The organism is Pseudoalteromonas sp. MIP2626, assembly GCF_013414205.1.
Lineage (GTDB): Bacteria > Pseudomonadota > Gammaproteobacteria > Enterobacterales > Alteromonadaceae > Pseudoalteromonas > Pseudoalteromonas nigrifaciens.
The window spans coordinates 1-26,713 of record NZ_JAATTW010000019.1 but is presented as its reverse complement, the minus strand read 5'-3'; the positions used below and the strand labels follow the sequence as shown (position 1 = coordinate 26,713).

Annotated in this window: 27 protein-coding genes; 18 read left to right on the top strand and 9 right to left on the bottom strand. The window is 41.1% G+C overall.

Annotated elements, in window-relative coordinates; genetic code table 11:
- The first annotated feature begins 1 nt into the window (after position 1).
- Both glyS and HC000_RS09870 read left to right on the top strand, forming a co-directional pair.
- Positions 2-2,071 carry a glycine--tRNA ligase subunit beta gene (glyS, locus tag HC000_RS09875; RefSeq protein ID WP_179807567.1) on the top strand — a complete coding sequence of 690 codons (2,070 nt, stop codon included), beginning with the start codon at positions 2-4 and terminating at the stop codon, positions 2,069-2,071.
- A 95-nt stretch (positions 2,072-2,166) separates the two neighbouring features.
- Entirely contained in the window at positions 2,167-2,619 is a 453-nt protein-coding gene (locus HC000_RS09870) for a hypothetical protein (RefSeq protein WP_011326739.1), read from the top strand.
- A 48-nt stretch (positions 2,620-2,667) separates the two neighbouring features.
- Here the strand turns inward: HC000_RS09870 and tusA are convergent, their stop codons facing one another.
- The 3 genes from tusA to fadB all read right to left on the bottom strand — a co-directional run bounded on the left by tusA (position 2,668) and on the right by fadB (position 6,549).
- Complete coding sequence (tusA, locus tag HC000_RS09865) at positions 2,668-2,907, bottom strand: sulfurtransferase TusA (RefSeq protein ID WP_086996459.1); 240 nt, start codon at positions 2,905-2,907, stop codon at positions 2,668-2,670.
- 308 nt (positions 2,908-3,215) lie between these two features.
- Positions 3,216-4,385, bottom strand: a complete 1,170-nt coding sequence (fadA, locus tag HC000_RS09860; protein ID WP_011326742.1) for an acetyl-CoA C-acyltransferase FadA — start codon at positions 4,383-4,385, stop codon at positions 3,216-3,218.
- 4 nt (positions 4,386-4,389) lie between these two features.
- The gene (gene fadB / locus HC000_RS09855) at positions 4,390-6,549 is read right to left on the bottom strand and encodes a fatty acid oxidation complex subunit alpha FadB (protein WP_179807566.1); all 2,160 of its coding nucleotides are present in this window, start codon (positions 6,547-6,549) and stop codon (positions 4,390-4,392) included.
- A 192-nt stretch (positions 6,550-6,741) separates the two neighbouring features.
- Between fadB and HC000_RS09850 the strand changes: the two genes are divergently transcribed.
- From HC000_RS09850 to HC000_RS09815, 8 genes are all read left to right on the top strand, one after another.
- On the top strand, positions 6,742-8,628 hold the full coding sequence (locus HC000_RS09850; RefSeq protein ID WP_179807565.1) for a transglycosylase SLT domain-containing protein: 1,887 nt from the start codon (positions 6,742-6,744) through the stop codon (positions 8,626-8,628).
- A gap of 118 nt (positions 8,629-8,746) precedes the next feature.
- Entirely contained in the window at positions 8,747-10,069 is a 1,323-nt protein-coding gene (gene pepQ, locus HC000_RS09845) for a Xaa-Pro dipeptidase (protein ID WP_011326745.1), read from the top strand.
- 78 nt (positions 10,070-10,147) lie between these two features.
- Positions 10,148-10,762: a YigZ family protein gene (locus tag HC000_RS09840; protein ID WP_179807564.1), complete on the top strand. Its 615-nt coding sequence runs from the start codon at positions 10,148-10,150 to the stop codon at positions 10,760-10,762.
- A 49-nt stretch (positions 10,763-10,811) separates the two neighbouring features.
- Positions 10,812-12,263, top strand: a complete 1,452-nt coding sequence (locus HC000_RS09835) for a TrkH family potassium uptake protein (protein ID WP_011326747.1) — start codon at positions 10,812-10,814, stop codon at positions 12,261-12,263.
- Between the two features lie 39 nt (positions 12,264-12,302).
- Positions 12,303-12,974, top strand: a complete 672-nt coding sequence (locus tag HC000_RS09830; protein WP_089367525.1) for a flagellar brake protein — start codon at positions 12,303-12,305, stop codon at positions 12,972-12,974.
- 468 nt (positions 12,975-13,442) lie between these two features.
- Entirely contained in the window at positions 13,443-13,655 is a 213-nt protein-coding gene (locus tag HC000_RS09825) for an EF-hand domain-containing protein (protein ID WP_058372236.1), read from the top strand.
- 149 nt (positions 13,656-13,804) lie between these two features.
- Complete coding sequence (locus tag HC000_RS09820; RefSeq protein WP_011326750.1) at positions 13,805-14,017, top strand: calmodulin; 213 nt, start codon at positions 13,805-13,807, stop codon at positions 14,015-14,017.
- Positions 14,018-14,085: 68 nt separating this feature from the next.
- Positions 14,086-14,301 (top strand): EF-hand domain-containing protein, encoded by a 216-nt coding sequence (locus HC000_RS09815; RefSeq protein ID WP_179807563.1) that lies wholly within the window; start codon positions 14,086-14,088, stop codon positions 14,299-14,301.
- Positions 14,302-14,376: 75 nt separating this feature from the next.
- On the opposite strand, the gene trkA is transcribed toward HC000_RS09815, so the two are convergent.
- The 4 genes from trkA to def form a co-directional block, all read right to left on the bottom strand.
- Entirely contained in the window at positions 14,377-15,753 is a 1,377-nt protein-coding gene (trkA, locus tag HC000_RS09810) for a Trk system potassium transporter TrkA (RefSeq protein WP_011326752.1), read from the bottom strand.
- Between the two features lie 87 nt (positions 15,754-15,840).
- Positions 15,841-17,136: a 16S rRNA (cytosine(967)-C(5))-methyltransferase RsmB gene (gene rsmB / locus HC000_RS09805; protein WP_011326753.1), complete on the bottom strand. Its 1,296-nt coding sequence runs from the start codon at positions 17,134-17,136 to the stop codon at positions 15,841-15,843.
- A complete protein-coding gene (gene fmt / locus HC000_RS09800) occupies positions 17,129-18,094 on the bottom strand; it encodes a methionyl-tRNA formyltransferase (RefSeq protein WP_179807562.1) in 966 nt (321 codons plus the stop codon). The genes rsmB and fmt overlap by 8 nt, the downstream gene beginning before the upstream one ends.
- Before the next feature lie 24 nt (positions 18,095-18,118).
- Positions 18,119-18,622, bottom strand: coding sequence for a peptide deformylase (gene def / locus HC000_RS09795; RefSeq protein ID WP_011326755.1), 504 nt, complete (start codon positions 18,620-18,622; stop codon positions 18,119-18,121).
- Between the two features lie 118 nt (positions 18,623-18,740).
- On the opposite strand from def, the gene HC000_RS09790 reads away from it, so the two are divergent.
- The 6 genes from HC000_RS09790 to hemF all read left to right on the top strand — a co-directional run bounded on the left by HC000_RS09790 (position 18,741) and on the right by hemF (position 24,102).
- Positions 18,741-19,862 carry a LysM domain-containing protein gene (locus HC000_RS09790; RefSeq protein WP_011326756.1) on the top strand — a complete coding sequence of 374 codons (1,122 nt, stop codon included), beginning with the start codon at positions 18,741-18,743 and terminating at the stop codon, positions 19,860-19,862.
- Positions 19,863-19,890: 28 nt separating this feature from the next.
- Positions 19,891-20,979, top strand: a complete 1,089-nt coding sequence (gene dprA / locus HC000_RS09785; protein ID WP_179807561.1) for a DNA-processing protein DprA — start codon at positions 19,891-19,893, stop codon at positions 20,977-20,979.
- Positions 20,980-21,264: 285 nt separating this feature from the next.
- Positions 21,265-21,738, top strand: a complete 474-nt coding sequence (locus HC000_RS09780) for a DUF494 family protein (protein WP_011326758.1) — start codon at positions 21,265-21,267, stop codon at positions 21,736-21,738.
- Between the two features lie 248 nt (positions 21,739-21,986).
- Positions 21,987-22,562 (top strand): topoisomerase DNA-binding C4 zinc finger domain-containing protein, encoded by a 576-nt coding sequence (locus tag HC000_RS09775; RefSeq protein WP_179807560.1) that lies wholly within the window; start codon positions 21,987-21,989, stop codon positions 22,560-22,562.
- 24 nt (positions 22,563-22,586) lie between these two features.
- Complete coding sequence (locus HC000_RS09770) at positions 22,587-23,150, top strand: L-threonylcarbamoyladenylate synthase (RefSeq protein ID WP_179807559.1); 564 nt, start codon at positions 22,587-22,589, stop codon at positions 23,148-23,150.
- A 1-nt stretch (position 23,151) separates the two neighbouring features.
- Complete coding sequence (hemF, locus tag HC000_RS09765) at positions 23,152-24,102, top strand: oxygen-dependent coproporphyrinogen oxidase (RefSeq protein ID WP_179807574.1); 951 nt, start codon at positions 23,152-23,154, stop codon at positions 24,100-24,102.
- A 61-nt stretch (positions 24,103-24,163) separates the two neighbouring features.
- Here hemF and HC000_RS09760 read toward each other — a convergent pair whose 3' ends face one another.
- Positions 24,164-24,601, bottom strand: a complete 438-nt coding sequence (locus HC000_RS09760; protein ID WP_179807558.1) for a group II truncated hemoglobin — start codon at positions 24,599-24,601, stop codon at positions 24,164-24,166.
- 54 nt (positions 24,602-24,655) lie between these two features.
- Between HC000_RS09760 and aroE the strand changes: the two genes are divergently transcribed.
- The gene (aroE, locus tag HC000_RS09755) at positions 24,656-25,480 is read left to right on the top strand and encodes a shikimate dehydrogenase (protein ID WP_179807557.1); all 825 of its coding nucleotides are present in this window, start codon (positions 24,656-24,658) and stop codon (positions 25,478-25,480) included.
- Entirely contained in the window at positions 25,477-25,731 is a 255-nt protein-coding gene (locus HC000_RS09750) for a DUF1488 domain-containing protein (RefSeq protein ID WP_011326764.1), read from the top strand. The genes aroE and HC000_RS09750 overlap by 4 nt, the downstream gene beginning before the upstream one ends.
- Positions 25,732-25,735: 4 nt before the next feature.
- On the opposite strand, the gene HC000_RS09745 is transcribed toward HC000_RS09750, so the two are convergent.
- Positions 25,736-26,275 (bottom strand): gamma carbonic anhydrase family protein, encoded by a 540-nt coding sequence (locus HC000_RS09745; RefSeq protein WP_011326765.1) that lies wholly within the window; start codon positions 26,273-26,275, stop codon positions 25,736-25,738.
- Between the last annotated feature and the right edge of the window lie 438 nt (positions 26,276-26,713).

Below are 26,713 nucleotides of genomic sequence, written 5' to 3'. Positions count from 1 at the left end.
CATGTCAGCACAAAACTTATTAGTAGAAATTGGCACCGAAGAGTTGCCACCAAAAGCGCTGCGTAAATTAGCAGAAGCATTTGCTGCAAACTTAACTGCAGAACTAGAGACATTAGAATTAGCGCATCAAGGCGTAAGCTGGTATGCATCACCACGTCGTTTAGGCCTTCGCGTAATAGCGCTTGATGCAAAACAACAAGATAAAGAAGTAGAAAAACGCGGCCCAGCAATTAAGGCAGCGTTTGATGCAGATGGCAATCCTACTAAAGCTGCAATGGGTTGGGCACGTGGTTGTGGTATTGAAGTAAAAGATGCGCAAACACTTGAAACCGACAAAGGCGCGTGGTTGCTGCACCTTGCTAAAGTAGCAGGGCAAGAAACTAAAACGCTGATGGTCGACGTTATTAATAAAGCGCTGGCTAAATTACCAATTCCTAAGCCAATGCGTTGGGGCGCGAATAAAACACAATTTATTCGTCCAGTGCATACGGTAACTATTTTATTGGGTGATGAGTTAGTAACAGGTGAAGTGCTGGGTAAGCAGGTAAGTAACCAGCTTCAAGGACATCGCTTTCATCATCCTGAAAAAATTACCATTAACCATGCTGATGACGTTTTTGATGTTTTAAAATCAGCCTACGTTATTGCCGATTACGAGCAGCGTAAAGCGCAAATTCGAGCGCAAATAGAAGCTGCAGCAAAAGCAATAAATGCGGTTGTAGCCATGGATGAAGATTTACTTGAAGAAGTAACATCACTGGTAGAATGGCCAGTAACATTAACGGCTACATTTGAAGAAGAGTTTTTGGCAGTACCGGCCGAAGCGCTTATTTACACGATGAAAGACGATCAAAAATACTTTCCGCTTTTAGATCAAAACGGCAAACTTTTAAATAAGTTTTTGTTTGTGTCTAACATAGAAAGTAAAGATCCTAGCGTAGTGATTTCGGGTAACGAAAAAGTAGTGCGTCCTCGATTAGCCGATGCGCAATTCTTTTTTGAAAGCGATAAAAAGAAAACACTAGAAAGCCGTTTAGAATCTCTCGATAGCGTATTGTTTCAAAAACAGTTAGGTACACTTAAAGACAAGTCTGCGCGTATTAGCGAGCTTGCCGGTTATATTGCCCAGCAACTTGGTGCAGATAAAGAGCTAGCACAACGTGCTGGTTTATTGAGTAAAACTGACTTAATGACCGAAATGGTGATGGAATTTACCGACATCCAAGGTGTTATGGGAATGCATTACGCACGTTTTGACGGCGAAGCTGAAGATGTAGCACTAGCGCAGAATGAGCAATATATGCCACGCTTTGCAGGCGACAGCTTACCTACCAACTTAATTAGTTGCGCAGTAGCGATTGCCGATAAGTTTGATACCTTAGTGGGTATTTTTGGCATAGGCCAAGCGCCAAAAGGCGACAAAGACCCGTTTGCTTTACGTCGTGCTGCTATTGGTGCACTGCGCATCATGGTAGAAAAAGAGCTACCGCTTGATATTTTAGACCTAGTTGCTAAATCGCAAACCTTGTTTGGCGATAAGCTAACTAATCTGAATGTATCAACCGATGTGTTTGAGTTTATGTTAGGGCGTTTCCGTGCTTGGTATCAAGACGAAGGAATAGAAGTAGATGTGATTCAAGCTGTGCTTGCACGTCGTCCGACTAAACCTGTTGATTTTGATCGCCGTGTTAAAGCAGTAAGCCACTTTCGCACATTAGACGCAGCAGAAGCGCTTGCAGCCGCTAATAAGCGCGTAAGTAATATACTTGCTAAAAACGACATTACCAGCGAAGGTAATGTAGATGAAAGTTTACTAACCGACGACGCTGAAAAAGTACTTGCGGCACAAGTAGCAAAATTTGCTACTGAACTTGCACCACTTTACGCCAGTGGTAATTACCAAGAAGCATTAAGCCAATTGGCTGGTATTCGTCAAAGTGTTGATAGCTTTTTTGATAACGTGATGGTTATGGCCGACGACGAAGCAGTTAAGCAAAATCGTCTGGCGCTTTTAAGTCAGTTAAGCGGATTGTTTTTAGGTATTGCAGACATTTCTGTACTACAAAAATAACATTATTCCATAATGTAAAAAGCCAGCGTTTTGCTGGCTTTTTAGTTTTAATTTTGGTGTATTATTAACCTGCATATATAAAGTAAGGATCTCGAATGAAAAGCCCAATAAAACGTATTTTAACCTTAGCACTTGTTAGTTTTTTAACTGCTTGTTCTACGCAAATAACGCTTGATGATGTATTACCACAACAAAAATTAGATCGTACCGTGTATTTAAGGGGCGACTTTACCTTATGGGATGCAGAGCCACAGTACCAATTTACCCAAGTAGCGCGATCGCTGTATCAAGCAGAAGTTAAATTTTCAACGCCTGGTAAAGTATACGAATTTAAAATTGCCGATGCCGACTTTAGTGAAGGTTACAACTGTGGCTACAGCGATACTCAGCCAGCAGGGCAAAAACTAACACTAGGCCAACCTGCAGTTGCCGACTGTAATACTATTTATAATTACTTTAGCTATACGCCCGCAATAAAAGGCACCTACATAGTAAGTATTGATTACAGTAATTACGACAAGCCACAAGTGACGATAACGAAGAAGTAGATTTTCTGTAGGTTGGGTTGAGTGAAACGAAACCCAACCTACGCCAGTTCAAAGCCCTTTCTTCACCACATATCTATACGGTGCTGCTTCTGCATCTTTAGCCACCAGCGTGTGATCCATAAACGTACAAAAGCTCGGAATGTCGCGAGTTGTTGATGGGTCATCAGCGGTTATTAATAACGTTTCACCATCATTCATTTTACGAATAGCAGCGCGTACCATCATCACTGGCTCTGGGCAGCGAAGGCCTATGGCATCTAATTGGTGATCGGGGTTATTAAAGCTCATAATAAATTTGCCTGTTTAGTTAAAGCGATTGCTGCACATTAGGGTTTTACATTTTATAAGTTGTAGAGTTTAGCGCAATTTAAAGCGTTATTTAACTATTTTACTCATATCTAAATTACACACCTTATTTAATCAAAGGGTTTAATCAATAGAGCGTGGCAATAACAGATAATACACCCGATCACAGTATTCCAGTTTTTCAATATAACCATATAAAACAACTAAAAATAAACCAATAAAAAAAGGCGAACTGCATAAAATCAGTTCGCCTTTTTAATCACCAAGATGGTTTTACATGTTTAAACTAATTAGTCTTGAACACGTTCAAATACAGTGGCAATGCCTTGGCCTAAACCAATACACATAGTTGCTAAACCGTATCGTACATTTTTGTCTTCCATTAAGTGAATAAGCGATGTGCTAATACGCGAACCCGAACAGCCTAGTGGGTGTCCAAGTGCGATTGCTCCGCCGTTTAAATTCACTTTTTCGTCAACTACATCCATTAACCCTAAATCTTTCATTACAGGTAATGATTGTGCTGCAAAGGCTTCGTTAAGCTCAACTACGCCTAAGTCATCAATTGTAATACCTGCTTGTGCAAGCGCTTTTTTGCTTGCTGGTACTGGGCCGTAACCCATGATTGATGGATCGCAACCCGCTACTGCCATTGCTTTAATGCGTGCGCGAATTGGTAAGCCAAGTTCTTTTGCTTTTGCTTCGCTCATTACTAACATTGCAGATGCGCCGTCAGAAAGTGCAGAAGAAGTTCCGGCTGTTACCGTACCCGATGCAGGATTAAACACTGGGCGCAGCTTTGATAGGCCTTCTACCGTTGTTTCTGGACGAATTACTTCGTCGTCTTCAACTAAGATAAGTGAACCATCTGCTGCGTGACCTTCCATTGCTAAAATTTCGCGGCGAAAACGTCCCTCAACAGTTGCAGCTTGAGCACGTTGATGTGAGCGGTACGCAAATTCATCTTGCTGCTCACGGCTAATGCCATGCAGTGTTGCTAGGTATTCAGCTGTTAAGCCCATAGAGCCAGCAGCTTGTGCAATGCTTGTTGCTAAACCTGGGTGAAAGTCGTTACCGTGAGTCATAGGTACGTGGCCCATGTGCTCAACACCACCAATTAGGTAAGTGTCACCAGCGCCAGTCATTATTGCGCGTGCTGCGTCATGCAATGCTTGCATTGACGAGCCACATAAACGGTTAACTGTTACTGCTGGTACGCTATGCGGAATACCGGCAAGTAATGCAGCGTTACGTGCAACGTTAAAGCCTTGCTCTAATGTTTGCTGTACACAACCCCAATAAATATCGTCAATTGATGCTGGATCAACTGCTGGGTTGCGATCGAGTAAGCCTTTCATTAAATGTGCGCTTAAGTCTTCGGCACGTTTATTTTTGAATACGCCACCTTTAGAACGACCCATAGGTGTGCGGATACAATCTACAATTACTGGATTATTCATGATATTAACCTTCCACCTTATAGAAAACACGACCTTCTTCGGCCCATTGACGAGTTTGCTCTGATACTTGATAAATCGCACCTAAGTGAGCATATTTGTCGGCAGTTGCCACAAAGTTAGCTAAACCGGTTTGATCTAAGTAACGGAACGCGCCGCCTCTAAATGGAGGGAAACCAACACCGTAAACAAGTGCCATATCAGCTTCTTGTGGTGATGCAACAATGCCTTCTTGTAAACAAAGTAGTACTTCGTTAAGCATTGGGATCATACAACGGTCAATGATTTCTTGTTTATCGAATGCTTTTTCTGCTTCAGTAATTGGCTTAAGCAGCTCAATTGCAGTTTCGTCATGCGATTTTTTAAGACGACCGCGACGATCTGTTTCGTACTTATAAAAACCAGCTTTGTTCTTTTGGCCAAAACGCTTTTCGTTAGCAAAAATAGTCACTGGGTCTTTATCTGCACGCGCCATGCGCTCAGGGAAGCCATCGGCCATTACGCCAGTACAATGAAAAGCGGTATCAATACCTACAACATCAAGTAAGTAAGCCGGACCCATAGGCCAGCCAAATACGTTTTCCATTACTTTATCTACTTTTGCAAAGTTAGCACCTTCAACTACTAATTTACTAAAACCTGCAAAGTAAGGGAATAAAACACGGTTTACAAAAAAGCCAGGGCAATCGTTAACAACAATAGGAGACTTGCCTAATTTAAGCGCGTAATCAACTACGGCGTTAATGGTTTTATCAGAGGTTTTTGCACCACGGATAATTTCTACTAACGGCATTTTTGGTACTGGGTTAAAAAAGTGCATACCACAGAAGTTTTCTGGTTTATCTAACGCTTCTGCTAGCAAATCAATACAAATAGTCGAAGTGTTTGAGGTAAGTACCGTGCCCTCTGGCATGGTCTTCTCAAGCTCTGCAAGTACTGCTTGCTTAACTTTAGGGTTCTCTACTACGGCTTCAACAATAATATCGGCACTTTGTAGATCAGAATCATTAAGGGTCGGTTTAATTTTGCTTAGCGTACCAAGCATTTTTTCCATCGACATATGGCCACGTTTAACTTTTTGGCCAAGTAACTTAGAGGCTTCGCCCATACCTAAGTCAAGTGCATCCTGTTGGATATCTTTCATTATAATAGGTGTACCTTTATAAGCAGACTGGTATGCAATACCGCCGCCCATAATGCCAGCACCTAACACTGCAGATTGTTTAATTTCTACATCGCTTTGTTTGGCAAGTTTACGTGATTTACCTTTAATGTACTGGTCGGCTAGAAATATACCAATTTGCGCGGCAACTTCTGGCGTGCCTGCTAATTTAGCAAAGTTGGCATTTTCGATTGCCATTGCTTCATCACGAGTACAGTTAGCAGCTGCTTTAATGGTTTTTACAGCCATTACAGGTGCAGGATAGTGGCCTTTAGTTTTAGCCATTACCATGCCTTCAGCCATTGCAAAGCTCATGCCTTGCTCAACACGATTTAATTTAAGTGGTTGTAGCTTTACATTGCGTTTTGCTTGCCAATCGAGCTTGCCAGCAATTGCTAATTCAAGTGTTGATACACTTGACTCTATAAGTTTGTCAGCACTAACTACTGCGTCAAAAGCACCTACTTTAAGGGCATCTGCTGCGCGGTTAGTAGAACCTGAGGTAATCCACATCATGGCGTTATCGGCACCAATAATGCGCGGTAAGCGTACTGTGCCACCAAAACCAGGCATTATGCCAAGGGTTACTTCTGGAAGACCCATTTGTGCAGTTTCGCTTGCTACACGATAATCGGTAGCAAGTACCCACTCACAGCCACCGCCAAGTGCTAAGCCATTTACAGCGCTTAGAGTTGGGAATGGTAAGTCTTCGATAGCGTCAAAAACGTCAGTGGCTTCTTTTATCCAAGTTACTAGTTCTGCTTCAGATCTAGTAAATATAGGTAAAAATTCGAATACGTCGGCACCAATAATAAAGTGTTCTTTATCACTGGTAAAAATCATGCCTTTTATATCAGTATTTGCAGCTAATTGTTTTAATGCTGTTGCGCAATCTGAAAGGGTTTGCTGAGATAGTGTGTTTACAGAACCTGTAGCACAAAACTTAAACTCGGCGATGTTTTCCTTTATGAAGCTAACTTCAAAGGAATCGCTTTTATATAACATTATTATTCTCCCTAGTTGACGAACTAAGACTGGTACGATGAGTTGCGATTTAATCAGTGTGCTTGCTTTGAATTAAAAATGCAACGAAAAATTTAACTTGGTTACAAAACAGTTGGTTAAAATATAGCTTGTTTGGTGCTATGGTGGAACAAAAGTTTTTGCTTATTATTTTAATTTTATTATGAAGGCATTATGAAAAAATATTTATTAAATGCTATGGCAGCGGTTTTTATTTTCCCTCTTCACTGCGTTGAGGCAAACATCGATAACGATGCATTTTTAGACGCTGAAAAAAAAGTTCGCTATGGTGATTACCAAGACTTTAAAATGGCTATAAGTAATCTTGATCATCCATTAAAGCCTTATGTTGAAAAAGTATATTGGCAACGACATCCAGATATAAAACACCAAGCAGAAATAGAGGATTACCTCACTATTTATCAGCATACGCCGCTAGAGTGGCCAGTGCGTAAAGCATGGTTAAGCTATTTAGAAAAGCATAATAAAAAAGCAGCGTATATTCGCAATTACCGTAAAACCTCTGATACTGAACTGACTTGTACATATTTAGATTATCAACTTGATTTAGGTGCGCCAGAAAAAGCGATATTTAACCAAGTAACTGATTTATGGACGGTAGGCAAGTCGCAACCTAAAGCGTGCGATGGGCTTTTTTCGTTATGGCGTAAAAAAGGCTATATGAGTAAAGAGGCTGTTTGGCAGCGGGTGACTATGGCGGCAGAAGGCGGTACTCAAAGCCTATTACCTTATTTAAAAACATTACTACCCAGTAATGAAGGTTACTTAGCTGATTTATACTTAAAAGTACGCCGCGATCCAAGTGCTGCAGCCGGATTATACAGATACAAAAATAAGTCGGTTAAAGAAGGGCAAATTGCTCTTTATGGTGTAAAGCGTTTAATTTGGCGCGATAAAGAGCTTGCTTTAAAAGCATGGGAAAAGCTAGAGCAAATATTTACTTACAGCGATGCAGCTAAAGCAGATGTGTATTATACCTTTGCACTGTCGCTTGCTTCCAGCGGACATAAACAAGCAAGCTTTTGGCTAAACAAAGTGCCAAAAGCTCGCCAAGACAGCAAACTAATTCAGTGGCAACTCGGTAATATGCTTAAAACCCAAGACTGGGAGGGTATTGCAGCCTTTTTTACTGGTAAAGATAACTTAAGTCTTGGCCAGCAATACTGGTTAGCGTACAGCTACGCAAAACGTGGTGAGCAACAAAAAGCAGACGCTATTTGGAAAACAGTAGCAGCTAATCGCGATTATTATGGTTTTTTAGCCGCGGCACGATTAGGGTTACCGGTTGATTTAAATAACCAACCTTTAGTTGTTGATCAGGCGCTTGTTAATAAAGTAAAAAATGCCCCGGGCTACAAACGTGCGAAAGCTTTTTATGAGCTTGAGCGCTTTACCTCGGCACGTCGCGAATGGAATTACCTAACAAACACCTCGAGTGACGAAGAAAAGTTAGCTGCTTCAATACTCTCCACAGAGCTGGGTTGGCATGACAGCACTATTTTTACACTGGCAAAAATAAAAGCGTGGGATAACGTAGAGCAGCGTTTTCCGTTTGCGTTTCAAGATGTATTTGAGCGCTACAGTAAGCGCAGTAAAATAGACGTGGCGTGGAGTATTGCCATTGCGCGCCGTGAAAGCTCATTTGCCCCCGATGCACGTTCATCAGCAAATGCGCGAGGGTTAATGCAGTTATTGCCCAGTACTGCCGATTACGTAAATAAAGGCAGTGTGTCGAGCCGCCGCTTATATCAACCACAAACAAATATAAGATTAGGTACGCGCTATTTGCAGTATTTAAAAAAGAAAAACCACGGCAATGAAATATTGGCAACGGCTTCATATAACGCAGGGTATCATCGTATTAAACGCTGGTTACCAGATGAAGCTATTCCAGCAGAGCTATGGATTGAATTGATCCCGTATAGAGAAACTCGCGATTATGTTAAAAACGTATTTGCCTACAGGCAGGTTTATCATACGCGTTTACACCGCGAGGGAAATATACTGGCGCCGCTACTCGAAATGAAAATGGGCGGATAATTAATAAAGGTAAGGGGATGCTAATCAGGTTAGATGTTCCCCTTATTTTGAGCGCTTTGGGTATGGATTATGTGTGTGGTAGACTCAAAGCAAGTTAAATACAACAGATGGGTTTATTATGGATAAATTAGCCGTTTTATACGCCGAACATATTGCAACACTGCAACAACGTACTCGTACAATTTGTGAACGTGAAGGGTTAGAGGGATTAGTTATTCACTCGGGCCAAGCTAAGCGTCAGTTTTTAGATGATATGTATTATCCATTTAAAGTTAATCCACACTTTAAAGCTTGGTTACCAGTACTAGACAATCCACATTGCTGGATTGTGGTAAATGGTAGCGACAAGCCTAAACTTATTTTTTATCGTCCGGTTGATTTTTGGCATAAAGTGCCAGATGAGCCGCGCGATTTTTGGGCTGAGTATTTTGACATTGAATTGTTATTACAGCCCGATCAGGTTGAAAAGCTATTGCCCTACGACAAAGCTAACTACGCTTATGTGGGCGAATACTTAGAAGTAGCACAAGCACTAGGCTTTAGTGTTATGAATCCTGAGCCGGTACTAAATTACTTTCATTACCACCGCGCTTATAAAACCCAATATGAGCTTGAATGTTTACGTAACGCCAACCGTATTGCAGTAGATGGCCACAAAGCTGCCCGCGATACCTTTTTTAATGGTGGCAGTGAGTTTGATATTCAGCAAGCTTACTTAATGGCAACTCGCCAAAGTGAAAACGAAATGCCTTATGGCAACATTGTGGCGCTAAACGAAAACTGCGCCATTTTGCACTACACGCACTTTGAGGCAAAAGCACCGCAGCAACACAACTCATTTTTAATAGATGCAGGCGCTAATTTTAATGGCTATGCGGCAGATATTACCCGTACGTATGACTTTAAAAAACAAGGCGAATTTGCAGAGCTAGTGCAAGCAATGACTGCAGCGCAAATAGAGTTAGGTACGGGGTTAAAACCCGGCATGCTTTATGGTGATTTACATGTTGAGTGTCACAATAGAGTTGCACAAATACTTAGCGACTTTGATATTGTTAAGCTACCGGCTGAGGAAATAGTTGAACGTAAAATTACCTCTACCTTCTTCCCACATGGTTTAGGGCATCACCTAGGTTTACAAGTGCACGACATGGGTGGTTTTATGGCTGATGAAATGGGCGCACAACAAGCAGCTCCAGAGGGACATCCATTTTTGCGTTGTACTCGCATAATTGAAAAAAACCAAGTGTTTACTATTGAGCCTGGGCTATACTTTATCGACTCTTTGCTAGGCGATTTAGCACAAACCGATAATAAACAGTTTATTAATTGGCAAAAGGTAGAGTCGTTTAAGCCTTATGGTGGTATTCGTATTGAAGATAACATCATAGTACACGAAGATAGCCTTGAGAATATGACACGAAATTTAGCGCTAGATTAATCACGCGTTAGACTAGCTGTATTATAAAGAGGGGCCTGTTGGCCCCATTTTTTGGTTTATAACTTGGTTCATCAACGAATGTCAGAATATAAATACCCAGCAGCAGATGTTTTTCATCAAGAAGAGATTAAAAAAAGCACCTTTATTGTGCATATTGCACATACCCCAGATTTAAGTTCAGCTAAAGCGTTTATAAAAAGTATTGAAACTAAGTATGCCGATGCACGGCATAATTGCTGGGCTCACGTAGCGGGTAAACCAGGAGGAAGCCATGTGTATGGGTTTTCAGATGATGGTGAGCCAAATGGCACCGCCGGTAAACCCATGTTAAATGTGCTTATGGGCTCAGGGCTTGGTGAAGTTACCGCTGTGGTTACGCGTTATTTTGGTGGTATAAAGCTAGGTACAGGCGGTTTAGTACGTGCTTATGGAGGCACATTAAATAATGCATTAGCTAACTTATCAACGATAAATAAAGTGCCAAGTATTGAGCTAATTGGTAGTAGTGAATACAGTATGCAAGGCGTTATTGAGCAACTATTAAAAACGAAGTATCAAGTGCTTAACATCGATAAGCAATTTACTGCTAATATTGAATGGGTTATTACTATTGATAGCCGCCAAGCGACGCAAGCAATTCAAGATATTTTTGATTTAAGCCACGGCGCGGTTGAGTTAACCATTAAAGAGTAAGACAATATCTTACTCGTTAAACTTACTAATAATAAAAGCGATACGCTAAATGCAATTTCGTACCATTATAAAAATCCTTGGGCAACTTGTTGCACTGTTTAGTATTACCATGGTGCCTCCGGCAATCGTGTCTTTAATTTATAAAGACGGTGGTGGTGTTCCTTTTGTTTTGGCTTTTATTTTTAGTGTCACTATTGGCTTAATGGCTTATTACCCTAACCGCCACGAAGATGGCGATTTAAAAGCGCGGGAAGGGTTTTTAATTGTTGTGTTATTTTGGTTGGTACTTGGCGCGTTTGCATCCTTACCGCTGATATTTTTACAAGAGCCAAACCTATCACTGGCTGATGCGGTATTTGAAGCGTTTTCGGGGTTAACCACCACCGGAGCAACGGTACTAACCGGTATAGAGTACTTGCCTAAATCGGTATTATTTTATCGCCAACAACTACAGTGGTTTGGCGGTATGGGGATCATTGTATTGGCGGTTGCTATTTTACCTATGCTAGGGGTTGGTGGTATGCAGCTATATCGCGCCGAAATACCAGGGCCAGTAAAAGACTCTAAAATGACCCCGCGAATTGCCGACACCGCAAAGCACCTTTGGTATATATATGTGTCAATTACACTTGCGTGTACCTTGGCATATTGGATTGCAGGCATGGATTGGTTTGACGCAATAAGCCATGCGTTCTCAACGGTCGCCATTGGTGGGTTTTCTACTTATGATGCCTCTATGGGGCATTTTGATAGCCCAGTAATTAACTTTATTTGTGTGTTCTTTTTAATTATTGCAGCCATTAACTTTTCACTGCATTACGCTGCGGTAGCAAGTAGAAATATCAGTGTTTATATTCGCGACCCTGAGTTTAAAGTGTTTTTATGTATTCAGTTAGCGCTGGTGGTGATTTGCTTTACCGTGCTTTCGTCTCATGAAGTGTATGCCAATGGCGATGAAACACTCGACCAAGCGCTATTTCATGCTGTTTCAATTAGCAGTACGGCAGGATTTGCCACCGATAACTTTTCGGCTTGGCCATTATTTTTACCAATACTGCTTATATTTTCGAGCTTTATAGGTGGCTGTGCGGGCTCTACCGGTGGCGGTATGAAAGTGGTGCGCGTATTCTTACTATACTTACAAGGCGTGCGAGAGCTTAATAGGCTAGTGCATCCTCGGGCTATATATTCTATCAAGTTAGGCAGCAAAGCGTTGCCAGACAAAGTAGTAGAAGCTGTATGGGGGTTTTTCTCAGCGTACGCATTGGTGTTTATAATTATTATGCTAGCGCTGATGGGAACCGGTATGGATAACATTACAGCATTTTCTGCTACTGCAGCGTGTTTAAATAACCTTGGCCCGGGCTTAGGAGATGTTGCATCGCACTATGGGTCTATTAGTGATGGTGCTAAATGGTTGCTTACCATTGCTATGGTATTTGGCCGTTTAGAAATATTTACTTTATTAGTGCTGTTTACGCCTACATTTTGGCGCGGATAATTTAATTGTTAGTTTATAAATAGTATTAGGGAAAAGGATATGCCAACAACTAACCTAGAAAAGTTACACCAAATAATGTCTGGTGCCATGGTTGATCTTGAAATTTTAACACCAACAGCCAGCAAGCGTGTAAAAACAGAGTTTATAGGTTTGCTCGAAAATCGATTTATTATTTTAAACTATCCGAGCTCAAAGCGCCTGCCTACAGCAAGCGACTACCTGCACGATGGGGTAATGGTGGTAGTAAGAGCACTAATAGAGGGAAGTGGTGGGCAGGTTATCGCTTTTCGTCAGCAAATAATGTCAGTTGCATCTCATCCCGCACGCTTACTTTTTATTAATTACCCAAAGCAAGTGCAGTTATTCGATTTACGCTCGCAAACTCGTATACCTACCTTATTATCGGCCAAGCTAAAACTTAGTGATGACAGGATACTCGACGGGGTAATTAAAGATATTTCGCTAACGGGCGTAAAGTTTGATCTTAAAGACAAAGCCCAGGCCGAAAACATTAAAGGGATGCAATGCTCAATCATCCTCGATAGCAGTAATAAGCAAGTTAAAGACTTTCAGGGAGAAATTTGTAGCGTGAAAGAACACGTTCAAGGTGCTTACTGTGGAATAAAGCTATTAGCCAGCGAAGAAGAAATGAAAAGCTTTATGGGGGATCACTTTATTGACCCTTCAATACTCCAATCAGAAACCGAGTAACTGTACATTTCGCTATTTTGCAACAAAATAGCGATTTATTAAATTTAATTTTAAATAACGCATACCTGCATTGATAAAAATAAAATAATCGATAAAAAACAATTATTTATAAAAATAAAAGCTATTGGTTATTTTCATTTCAAAAATTATTCAGCTGTAACCGAGTTGAATACCCCAGCTAAACAGTCTCCTTACAGTGTGTATTTATAATCTGTGGCGTTTTTTGCTTTTTGTAAGGCATTGAATTTGTTCGAACTTATTTTTTGGGCTTAAAGTGTGTTGCAAAAGGGCAACAAAAACAGACGGTTAATTATCACCTTTAAGTGCATGTTACCTTTAACTAATTGAAGTTATTGATGTTTTAAATGTTGGCATCGAAGTTGTAATAGTTAAGCTGTATTGCATTAAACGTGATTTAAAGTGAAGCACTTAATCGCAGTTAACATAAACTTTGAAGGAAGATTGATTATGAAAACATTAAATAAAACGTTAGCACTTATCGCTCTAGCATCGTCATCAGCCGCTTTTGCAGCAAGTGATTTTGATACCCTTGATGTAGATGGTAATGGCGCAATTAGTCAAAGCGAAGCTGCTGTTGATGCAGAGTTAATGAGTATTTTCTCAGAGCTTGATACTGACCAAAACGGTGAGTTATCAAAAGAAGAATTTTCTAAAGCATAAGCAAAATGCAAGGTTGATAAAATTCTGTGTTGCCAAAGACAACCTAAGTAAGCAAGGGAGCTTATGAAAAAGAATAACAAGGAAAGTATAAACCTTAGTATATCTAATTTTTTGATAAAGCATTGAATAACATAGTAAAGGATTAAATTATGAAACAGTTAAATAAAGCACTCGCACTTATCGCTCTAGCATCGTCATCAGCCGCTTTTGCAGCAAGTGATTTTGATACCCTTGATGTAGATGGTAATGGCGCAATTAGCCAAAGTGAAGCGTCGGTAGATTCCGATTTAATCGCACAATTTGCAGAGTTAGATACAGATGGTAACGGTGAGCTTTCTAAAGCAGAGTTTGCTAACTACTAATTACTTTTTCGGTTATTTTTCACAGCCAGGGATTTCTGAGAAGGACCTCTCATTTTTAGGAGATTATTATGAAAGTATTAAATACATCACTTGCGATTTTAGTTTTAGCGTCTTCAGCAGCAGCCTATGCAGTAGTGGATTTTGCCTCTTTTGATACCAACGGCGATGGTGTTATTTCTCAGCAAGAAGCTGCGGCAAATACACAGTTAGTAAAAATATTTGATCAGCTAGATACTGACGGTAATGGCGAACTTTCTAAAGAAGAGTTTGCCAAAGTACAATAAAGCTTTAGTACCCTATATTAAAAAAGCAGCTTAACTAAGCTGCTTTTTTGTGTTTAAAGTACCAACAATGTACTGCTATAAAAATATAGCGCTCACCTGAAATAGTTTTTCTACAATATTAATGTGCTTTTTATCAATTAAGAACATGATGACATGGTCGCCCGACATAATAATGGTATCGTCGTGGGCAATAAGCACGTCGTCGTTACGTACTACAGCACCAATAGTAGTACCTGCTGGGAGTTTTATATCCCTTACAGTTCGGCCAACTACTTTAGATGTATTTTCATCACCATGGGCAACAGCTTCAATAGCTTCAGCTGCACCTTTGCGTAGTGAATATACGTTAACGATATCGCCGCGGCGAACATGAGTAAGTAATGCCGAAATAGTGGCTTCTTGTGGTGAAATTGCAATATCAATATCGCCGCCTTGTACTAAGTCAACGTATGCACTGCGTTGAATAAGTACCATGGTTTTTTGTGCGCCCATACGTTTTGCTAGCATGGCCGACATTATATTTACTTCATCATCGTTGGTTACCGCAATAAACACATCAACCTGATCTATATGCTCTTCTGACAATAGCTCTTGGTCTGACGCATCTCCGCAAAAAACAATCGTGTTGTCGAGCATTTCAGAGAGTTGCTCGGCGCGCTCTTTGCTGCGCTCAATTAATTTTACACTGTGATTTTTTTCCAGTGAGCGCGCTAGGCCTGCGCCTATATTACCGCCACCAGCAATCATAATGTTTTTATATGAACGCTCTAACCTTTGGAGTTCGTTCATAACGGCGCGGATGTGTTTAGTGGCTGCTATAAAAAACACTTCATCATCGGCTTCAATAATTGTTGTGCCTAGAGGTTTTATCGCTTTTCCTTGGCGATAAATAGCGGCTACACGAGTTTCCACATTGGGAATATGCTGTTTAAGCGTAGATAGCGCATAACCTACTAATAAACCGCCATAGTAAGCTTTTACAGCAACCAAAGAGAGCATGCCATCGGCAAACTGCAGCACTTGCAATGCGCCTGGGTAGTCTATTAAGCGGCGAATGTACTTAGTTACTAATGCCTCAGGAGCAATATAGTGATCGACCGGCAAGTCATCGTTATGAAACAGCTTTTCACGATACTTTAAATATTGCTCAGAACGAATTCGGGCTATTTTAGTCGGGGTATTAAAAATACTATACGCAACTTGGCAGGCAACCATGTTTACTTCATCTGAACTGGTTACCGCGATAATCATATCGGCGTCTTCCGCACCGGCTCTGCGAAGTACATCTGGGTGAGCGCCGTGACCAGCAACGCCTTGTAGGTCATACTTATCTTGAAGCTCGCGTAAGCGGTTGCCGTCAATATCAACGACCGTTATTTCGTTTTGTTCACCAACTAAATTTTCAGCTAGTGTGCCGCCTACTTGGCCAGCTCCGAGTATGATTATTTTCATTATTTACCAGTGTTATAAGTACCTATTGCTATGAAGTATTAGCTATCTAAAATAAGATAGATAGCTAATTGTTGTGTGCTGTATAGGTTATATTTTTTTAACTAGTTTAGCGTAATAAAAGCCATCGCTTTCACCAGGAAGTAACTGTAAACCAGGTGTGGTGGGCGTGTCTTTATCATGTAGAGGAATATGCTCAACATCATTGTTATTAGCTAAAAACTTAGCAACTTGTTGTTGGTTTTCTTGAGGGAGTACTGAACAAGTAGCGTATACCAAGGTGCCACCTGGCTTTAGAAGCGGCCAAATACTATCGAGTATATCGCCTTGTAATGCTGCTAAATCGGCAATGTCTGATGCACGACGCAACCACTTTATATCGGGGTGGCGGCGAATAACACCGGTAGCCGAGCAAGGTACGTCGAGTAAAATACGATCAAACTGTTTTTCATCCCACCAAGTGTGTGGTTGTGATGCATCACCACATTGCAGGTCGGCACCTAAGCCTATACGAGTTAAGTTTTGCTTAACACGCTCTAGGCGAGTTGCATCGCTATCAAGGGCAAGTACCTCAGCATCGGCCAACTCTAAAATATGACAGGTTTTGCCACCCGGCGCGGCGCAGGCATCTAAAATAGTGTCGTCATCTTTAGGCTCTAAAAAGCGCGCAGCTAACTGTGCAGCAGCATCTTGTACAGAACAAGCACCGGTATCAAACTCGGGTAATGAAAATACATCTCGTGGTTTAGCTAACTTTATCCCATCTATAAAATCAGGGTTAAGTGTATGCTCAATATCGTTAGCTGTTAGCATATCGCTGTATTCTTGCGTGCTGTATTGCGCTTGATTTACACGCAGCCACATAGGCGCTTGCTGTTGGTTTTCTGCAAGCAGATCTTCCCAACTATCAGGATAAGCTTCTTTAACTTGTTTGATAAACCAGTTTGGATGATTGTATAAACACACCGGAATAAGTTTGGCTTTTTCTTCAAGCTCAAGTTGTTGGCGCTGAAAACTACGTAGAATAGCGTTAATAAGTCCTTTTAAACCCAAAGCACGCAATTGTTGTAGTGCATTTACAGTTTCTGAAATTGCCGCATGTGGCGGAACACGCATGTGTTGTAGTTGGTAAATGCCCACATACAATAAAAACTGAAATATTCTACGCTTACCTTTTAACGGCTCCTCAACTAAATGTTGGCAGTAGTTTTCAAGGCTTGGTAAATAGCGTAAAACGCCATAGCAAATTTGCTGTAGCAGGGCTTTATCTTTAGGTGGCAAGCCTTGGCTGGCAAATGGTAGTTCTTGATTAAGCGAAGCGCCTTTATCAACTACGTTATATAAAGTTTCAGCGGCAAGCGCTCGTACGTTTGGAACATTACTCATTATTTTCGCCTAATATTGTGCCAGGAGTAACCCAGTCACTACGACCATTTAAAAAGTCGTTAATTGCCATTGGTTTTTTACCTTGCGGTTGTAATTGCGTAATACATAAAGCATGTTCGCCACAACCTACAATAACGCCATGTTTGTCGCTCGACAAAACGCGCCCGTTATTATCAGGCTGGTTGCTTGATTGCTCTACAACATGTGCTTGATAAATTTTTACTGGCTGCCCTCCCATTTGGGTGAAGCATACCGGCCACGGATTAAACGCGCGAATGTTGCGCTCAATTTGCGCCGCGCTCATAGACCAGTCAATATTGGCTTCGTCTTTTGAGAGCTTTTTAGCGTAATTAGCCGCGGCATCATTTTGTGGCTCAGGGGTTATTTTACCATTCGCTAAGTTGTTAATAGTGTCAATAAGTGCACCAGGGCCAAGATCAGCTAATTTAGTATATAAACTGGCACTGGTTTCGGTGGCACTAATAGGGCAGCGGCTTATATGTAACATGTCGCCAGTATCTAGCCCTTCATCCATTTGCATTATGGTGACGCCGGTTTGTTCATCACCTGCCCAAATAGCACGTTGAATCGGGGCAGCACCACGCCAGCGTGGTAAAATAGAACCATGCACATTTAAACAGCCTAATCGCGGCGCATCTAAAATGGCTTTAGGTAAAATTAAGCCATAAGCCACTACAATCATGATGTCGGCATTAAGGCTAGTAAGCTCATTTAAGGCGTCTTCTGTTTTTAGTGATTGTGGCTGAAAAACCGGTAAGTTGTGCTCAAGTGCGAGCTCTTTGACTTCACTGGCTTTTAATTTTTTACCACGACCTGCCGGGCGGTCTGGCTGGCTATACACACCCAATATTTGGTGTTCGCTTTGTATCAGCGCTTGTAAATGACGTGCGGCAAAGTCCGGCGTACCGGCAAATATAATGCGTAATGGTTGAGTCACTGAGTTTTCCTAAGGTGCTTATTACTATTCTGCAAATTTGGCTTCTTTTTCAAGCTTTTTACGAATACGTTGGCGCTTTAATGGCGATAAGTAATCAATGAAAAGCTTACCTTGAAGGTGATCTAGTTCGTGTTGAATACAAATAGCTAGTAGTTCATCTGCATCTAGTACAAATTCTTCGCCTTGCTCGTTAAGCGCGGCAACAGTAACCGTTTCTGCGCGATCAACTTTTGCGTAAGAGTTAGGCACAGAAAGGCAGCCTTCTTCGCTTACGGTTGTACCGTCTTTTTTAATGATTTGTGGATTAATTAATACCAGTGGTTCGTTGCGCTCTTCTGATACGTCAATCACTACAATGCGTTGATGAATATTAACTTGTGTGGCAGCAAGACCAATGCCATTTTCATCATACATAGTTTCTAGCATGTCTTTTATAATCACACGGACTTGGTCGTCAACATGTGCAACTTCTTGTGCTATTGTACGTAAACGTTCATCTGGGAATCTTAAAACTTCTAACGTAGCCATAGTTACCTTTTACACTTATGCTTAATTTAGGGTATTGTATGCTCTTATTTTAGCCATTCGCGTTCCCCTTTAACAGGTTTTGGTCAATAATAATGAAAAAACAATACAAGGAAGCCCAATGAAATCTCCATTAATTGCAATTATCGTTGCATTAGGTGCTGCATTTTCTACTTATGCTGATGTGCTAAAAATAAAAAAAGATGCACCTAAACAGTATGTTGTGAAAAAAGGCGATACACTTTGGGATATTTCTGGGGTTTATTTAAACGAACCTTGGCTATGGCCTGAGTTGTGGCAATTGAACCCGCAAATTAATAACCCTCACCTTATTTATCCCGGCGATGCCTTAGCATTAATCTACGATGCGCAGGGAAATCCACGTTTAGTGATAAATAAAGCGTACCGAAAGCTGTCTCCTCAGGGGCGAATTACCCCTAAAGGCAAAAATGCAATTACCACCTTGCCACTAGAAATGATCAGACCTTATATAACTTATGAGCAAGCTATAAATAGCGACGATATAAAAGCTAAACCTTATATTTTAGGGGCAAACGAGAACACGAAAACACAAACGTTAGGGCATATTTTATACGTTAAAGGCGATTTAAAGTTACACCAAGCTTATGCAATTTATCATAAAGGTAAGCCATATTTAGACCCAGAAACTGGAAGGGTACTTGCTAATCGTGCTGCTTATGTTGGTATGGCTCGCGCCTTTAGAAAAGGCGATGCCGCTAATGGCGAGCCTGCATCGGTCAGAGTTGAGTCGGTGAAGCGCGAAATAAAACAAGGCGACTTTTTACTTCCAGCAATGGAAGGGCAAATGCTACCAGCGTATTTTAATATGCATCGTCCTACCCAGGCTGTATTGGGTTATGTTATTGCTTCGCCAAGCGATTCTAGAGAATTTAGCACTATGGATGTAGTGGTGCTAAACTTAGGGTCAGAGCAGCAAGTAGAAGTGGGTCATGTACTTGATATTGAACGCCAATCACCAAGCGTTATAGATGGTCCTCGTGGTCCTCGCTACACCGAGGACTCAAGTCGCTTTGAGAAGTTAATTTCAAATGCTAACGAGTTTTTTGGTGCTGAACCCGATGATGGAAGTACGGTTTGGAAAATGCCGAAAGAAAAAGTAGGTGAGTTAATTGTATTTAAGGTGTATGACAACGTAAGTTATGCGCTAATAACTAAAAATCAGCACCCAATTCGCGTTGGAGATATTGCAGTTATTCATTAAGTAGCGAGTCGGTGCTCTAGGAGAGAGCATGGATCAGTCATCTGGCAAGCTAGCCCACTGGCTTGCCTTTTATATATGTAAAGGGTTGGGTATTAAAACCCTTTTAGCACTATCTAAAAACCATTCCCTTGAGTCATTGTTTGGCTTATCTCATCAGCAATTACTGCAATTAGGACTAAGTGCTAATCAAGCTACTAATTTGTTGCACACTAATTGGCAGCAAATTACGCATTATGAACAGTTAATCCTACACAATAATATAACGGTTATTAGTATTTTTGATGCCGCTTACCCCGAAGATTTAAAACAAATAGCCAGTGCGCCTTTATTGCTTTTTTGCAAAGGCGATGTGTCGTTATTAACTAGCCCACAAATAGCCATAGTTGGGAGCCGTAACGCCACTCCCACCGGGCTGGAAATAGCTGCTGAGTTTGCATATCAACTTACCTTAGCTGGAATCACTATTACTTCAGGCATGGCCCGCGGTATAGACGGAGCTGCGCATAAAGGGGCCTTAGCTGGCAGCGGAAAAACCATTGCCGTGCTGGGTACCGGTGTTGATATTTACTACCCTAAGCAGCATAAGCTACTTACAAATCAAGTATTAGAGCAGGGCTTGCTTGTAAGTGAGTTTTTACCTGGTACTGCCGCGAATGCGCATAATTTTCCGCGTCGTAATCGTATTATATCGGGGTTGTCGCTGGGGGTACTTATTGTTGAAGCTGAAATTAAAAGCGGTTCGCTTATTACTGTACGCTATGCGCTGGAGCAAAATAAAGAAGTATTTGCTGTTCCCGGATCGATTAAAAACCCACTTGCCCAAGCGAGTCATTTTTTAATTAAGCAAGGTGCTAAGCTCGTGGAGAATGTAAGTGATATTCTTGATGAGGTGAGCTTTGCTTATCAAAGTGGTTTTTTAACTCCAGAGCAGTCAACCCAAACCAATAAAGACTCCCAGTGTGAGGTGTTAAATAGTATTGGCTTTGAGGTAACCAGTGTTGATGACATTGTTCGCCGTGCTCAGTGGCCAATTGATAAAGTGCAAGCCAGATTGCTGGACTTGGAGCTAGATGATCAAATAGAGCGAGTTTTAGATGGTTACATCAGGGTCTGTTGACCTTTGCGGGTTAATATTTGTTCAAACTAGAGGCAATTTAATCGCGGCGCGAGGTTTGTAACCTAGTGGGCTAAGTAAAAACCGAGCAACAAAGAGTTAATTGCCCCTAGGCAGAACCCTTCGGGTAGCGCCTGTGTGGCATTAATGCTGCGTTATCGCCAATTTATGGGGAATACACCACATAGGCTCTGCCTTGCCTAAATACCAAACAGGCTGCTGCAAATTTAACCTTGAAAGATTAACAGACCCTAAACTAAGTACTTAAGCTAAATGCGAGGTGGTGATATGTTTGAAGTGCTTATGTATCTTTTTGAAAACTATATTCACAACGACGCTGGGCTCTTCATTGAACCTAACGAATTGACCGATGAATTATTACGAGCTGGTTTTAATCAAGCCGAAATATTTAAAGCACTAGATTGGCTAGAGCAGCTAGCCGAATTACAGCATAGTGACACATCACCATATTTAATCACTGACTCGCCACAAACAATGAGAATATTTACCGACCACGAATGCAAAATGCTGGATGTGCAGTGCCGTAATTTTTTAATGTTTGTTGAACGCATTGGCGTTACTAATGGTATTACCCGTGAAATGGTAATGGACCGCTTAGCAGCGCTAGATAAATCTTTTATAGGGTTAGACGATTTAAAGTGGGTGGTGTTAATGGTGCTATTTAATATACCCGGAGCAGAAGTGGCTTGTGAGCAAATGGAGGATCTTATATTTGACCAGCCCGGGGACTTACTTCACTAATACCTAAATTCAAGATACCTATTAATACCTATTTAATACAAAACATGAGCATACGAGTAAATTAAATTGCTTAAGTACTTTCGAAAAAGTAATTTATATAGCAAGTATATGCCATAATCTTTGCCTTATTATTGCACCGTACTTTTTACGCTATAATTGGCCGCTAATTTAATGTAATGGGTATAGCTATTGTATCTTTAAGTGTTTTGGGTATATTAGGCGAGAATTCACCAACCTTTAGGATCACCATGAGTAAAATCGACCATTCGCTTTTCTCGGCGAATAAGCACGCCCTAGAAAAAGAATATGAGATATGCCCACAATGTGGTTCAGAGTTAGTGATCCGCAATAGTAAATCAGGCCCATTTTTAGGTTGTGCCAGCTACCCCAAGTGCGATTTTATTCGCCCGTTGGCGCATCACGATAGCAGTGAAATAAAAGTGCTAGAAGATTCCGCATGTCCACAATGTAGTAAGCAGCTGGTGGTAAAAAATGGCCGCTACGGTATGTTTATTGGTTGTACAGGGTATCCAGAGTGTCATTACATTGCCAATGAAAACGAGGCAAAGCAAAATGAAGAGCCATTACCTAGTTGCCCTAAATGTAAAAAAGGCCGTTTAGTTTCACGTAGTAATAAATTTGGTAAAATATTTTATTCATGCGATTGCTACCCAAGCTGTAAATATACGCTGAATAATAAACCGGTTGAGCAATCGTGCCCAGAATGTAACTGGCCACTGCTGATTGAGAGAAAAATGGCTAATAGCACTGTGTTACAATGCCCGCAAAAAAGTTGTATGCATAAAATTGCAGCCACTGAATAACGTTTAAAACTCCTGGAGACGATTTTGTCAGATCAATCTACTATAGCTGCTGCTATAACATGTTTAGCGCAAGGCGAAGTGATTTTATACCCTACAGAAGCTGTATATGGCTTAGGTTGCGATCCAGATAATCAACAAGCAGTTGAGCGACTACTGGCTATTAAACAGCGCCCGGTCGAAAAAGGCCTTATTTTAATTGCCGATAACTACGGGCAGTTATTAAAATATGTAGATGATGCCAAAATCCCAATGGATAAACGTGCCGACATTTTTTCAAGTTGGCCAAATGCGATTACTTGGGTTATGCCCGCAGCTAAAAACACCCCAAAGTGGTTAACTGGGCAGTATGACACTATTGCAGTTAGGGTGACTAACCATCCAACCGTAAAGCGCTTATGCCAAGAGTTTGGTAAGCCACTGGTATCAACTAGCGCTAATTTAAGCGGTCAAAATACAGTATTAAGCATTGCCGAGGCTAAAAGCCAGTTTACTGAGCAGGTAGGTTATTATGTTGATGAGCCACTCGGTGGTAATACGCAACCAAGTACAATTAAAGATGCCATGAATGGCAAAGTATTTAGAGGTTAATATGCAAAGTAAATTATTAGAGCAAGTAAAAGCCTACTTTATGGCTTTGCAAGACACTATTAGCCAAGGCCTTGAAGCAGCCGATGGTAAAGCTAAGTTTATAGAAGATAACTGGCAGCGTAGCGAAGGCGGCGGCGGACGTACACGCGTTATCACTAATGGTAATATTATTGAGCAAGGCGGTGTTAACTACTCGCATGTATTTGGTGCCTCTATGCCCGCATCTGCAACCGCACACAGACCCGAACTTGCAGGGCGAAGCTTTCATGCTTGCGGTGTGTCATTGGTTATTCATCCAAAAAATCCACATATACCAACCAGTCATGCCAATGTGCGTTTTTTTATTGCCGAAAAAGAGGGCGAACAACCAATATGGTGGTTTGGTGGTGGCTTTGACTTAACCCCTTTTTATCCTGTACTTGATGATGTAGTACATTGGCATCAAGTAGCACATGACTTATGTGCACCATTTGGCGATGAGTTGTATCCAAAGTACAAAACCTGGTGCGATGAATATTTTTATTTAAAGCATCGCGATGAAACACGCGGTGTAGGTGGGTTATTTTTTGACGACCTAAATGAACTGGGTTTTGAGCAAAGCTTTGCCTTTACGCAAGCAGTAGGTAATGGCTTTTTAGAGGCTTACTTACCTATTATAGAGCGTCGTAAAAAAGATGAATACACAGCGCAGCAACGCGACTTCCAGCTTTATCGTCGTGGCCGCTACGTAGAGTTTAATTTAGTCTGGGATAGAGGCACTTTGTTTGGTTTGCAAACGGGTGGTCGCACCGAATCTATATTAATGTCTATGCCACCGTTAGCGCGTTGGGAGTATAACTACACTCCAGACGCAGAGAGTGCTGAGGCTAAGTTATACCAGTATTACTTACGCCCTCAGCAATGGTTGAGTACACAACCAAATGATTTAATTGCTAGAGAGTGCCAGCTTTAAGGCTTCTCGTGTAAATATAAAAGGCGCTACATAGCGCCTTTTTTGTATTTAGCGTTATGCGTTAATGCTGGTTAATCATATGGCTCGCTAGCTGTCCAAACGATTGCTTAAGGCCTTCTCGTAGTAATGGATTATCTACTTCAAGGTCTAAGGTTTTATTCATGCAGTACATCCATTGGTCGCGCAAGTCTTGATCAATGGTAAAAGGCATATGGCGTTTACGCAGCATAGGGTGGCCATGTTTTGCTACAAATAGGTCTGGACCACCTAACCAGCCAGATAAAAATTCAAAAAACACTTGGCGAATTCGATCTAATGGCAGAGGATGCATATCATATAATGGTTTAGCGTATTCATCTGTAGCCATAATATCGTAGAATCTATTTGCAATAGCAAGTGCGCCTGCTTCTCCACCTAGTATTTCATAAGGTGTTTTTTCAGGTGTGGGTGTTTGCTCTATTGTGGTGGGCTTAGATTTTGAAAAAAGTCGTTTAATCATATTATTTATCATCGTTAATAGGCAGTATTACTACTGCAAAGAGGTTGCTTTAAAATGGACAAATATGCGGTTTTTGGAAATCCAATAAAACATTCAAAATCCCCCGCGATACATAAACAATTTGCTATCTCTTTAGGTGAGCAAATCGACTATCGCGCAATCTTAGCACCTATCGATAACTTTGAAAAAACAGTATCGAATTTTTTTGCTCAAGGCGGTAAGGGAGCTAATGTTACTATGCCCTTTAAAGAACAGGCTTTTGCAATGGCAGATGAGCTCACACCTTTAGCTAAAATTGTCGGTGCAGTAAATACCTTAAAAAAGCAAACAGACGGCACGTTACTAGGCGATAACACCGACGGCATCGGCTTTGTAAACGATCTGCTGGCTAATAATGTCAGTATTACCGGTAAACGTATTTTAATAATAGGCGCAGGCGGGGCTGCAAGGGGGGTTGTTTTACCCTTGCTGGATCATCAGCCACAGGAAGTTGTTATTGTTAATCGTACCGCCGAAAAAGCACAAAATTTAGCAAAGTTGTTTGCTCAACATGGGAATGTATCGGGTTATGGTTTTAACAATCTACCAGAAAACGATTATGCGCTTATCATAAACTCTACCTCTAGCAGTATGAATGACGAGCTTCCAGCACTTGATCAAAAACATATTACTAACTGTGAAGTAGCGTATGACATGTTTTATTCACTGCAAAATACCATTTTTATGAATTGGGTAGCGCAGTATAATAGTAAGACTAAATTGTTGGATGGCAGCGGCATGCTAGTTGGTCAGGCTGCCCAGGCATATTATGTATGGCGTAATAAAATGCCTGCAATACTACCTGTCGTTAATGCACTAAAACAGGGAGCACTTACATGAACCAAGCAATACAATTTATAGATAGGTTAGAATTTAGAGAGCCAGCGCACCAATTAGTCTTTTTTGCACAAGTAAATGGCATGCTGGTGGAATGTGTTATTGCGGTAAGTAGTTTAGGTTTGACCGATGAAAGTCATGCAACAAGTTATTTTGAAAAAAATCGTTTTGATTACGAAGAGCGCGCCGAGCAACTTATCGAAGATGAAAGTTACAACTCGGCAGGCCAAATAGAAGTCAGCTTAATTAGCTAAGTGCTTATATAACGTCGTCACTTAAGTACTCATTTTTAAGCAGTACATAGTTATCCGCAGATACTTTTAAAAATGTAAGCTCTTGCTCGGTAAGCGCTCGAGCTTGCTTAACTGGACTGCCTACATATAAGTAACCAGACTCCAAACGCTTATTTGGTGGCACCAATGAACCCCCGCCAATAATCACATTATCTTCAACAATGGCATTGTCCATAATAATTGCGCCCATTCCCACCAAGATACGATTACCTAACTGACAACCATGTAACATAACTTTGTGCCCAACCGTTACATCATCACCAATTATAAGCGGATAACCTTCGGGGTTACTTTTGGTTGCTCGCGATAAATGCAGCACGCTGCCATCTTGTATATTAGTACGCTCACCAATGCGTATATAGTTTACATCACCACGGGCAGCAACTAACGGCCACACGCTGCTATCATCACCCAAAGTAATATCGCCAACCAATACCGATGATTCATCTATATAAACAGACGCATTAAATGAAGGGATAACACCTTTATAAGAACGGATTGTCATATTTGCACCTTTAACTAACAGTTATATTAAATTATGAGTGTAACAGCAGAGCTTATTTAAGTGCCACAAAAGCAGTAATTGTTTATAAAACTATCAGTTTTAGGCGCTTTAGCTCAGTTACTGAGCGAACGTCGTTTTTTTTTAGTTTTTCAGTAAAAAATGCTTGATCTGTTTTCGGATTTCCCTATAATGCGACCCCACTGAGACGGGAAACGTCAACGCCTAGCGAGACGCGAACTACTCAGAGAGTTAAATAAAACTTCGGTTTTAAATCTTCCAAAAAGAAAGTTTAAAACAAAGTGTTGACTCGAAAAATAAAGGATGTATTATACGCATCCCTTGAGACGCTAAAGCGACTCAAAACGTTCTTTAACAATATAAAGCAATCATCTGTGTGGGCACTCGTACAGATTGAGTTCTAACAGCCAAGCTTAGTTC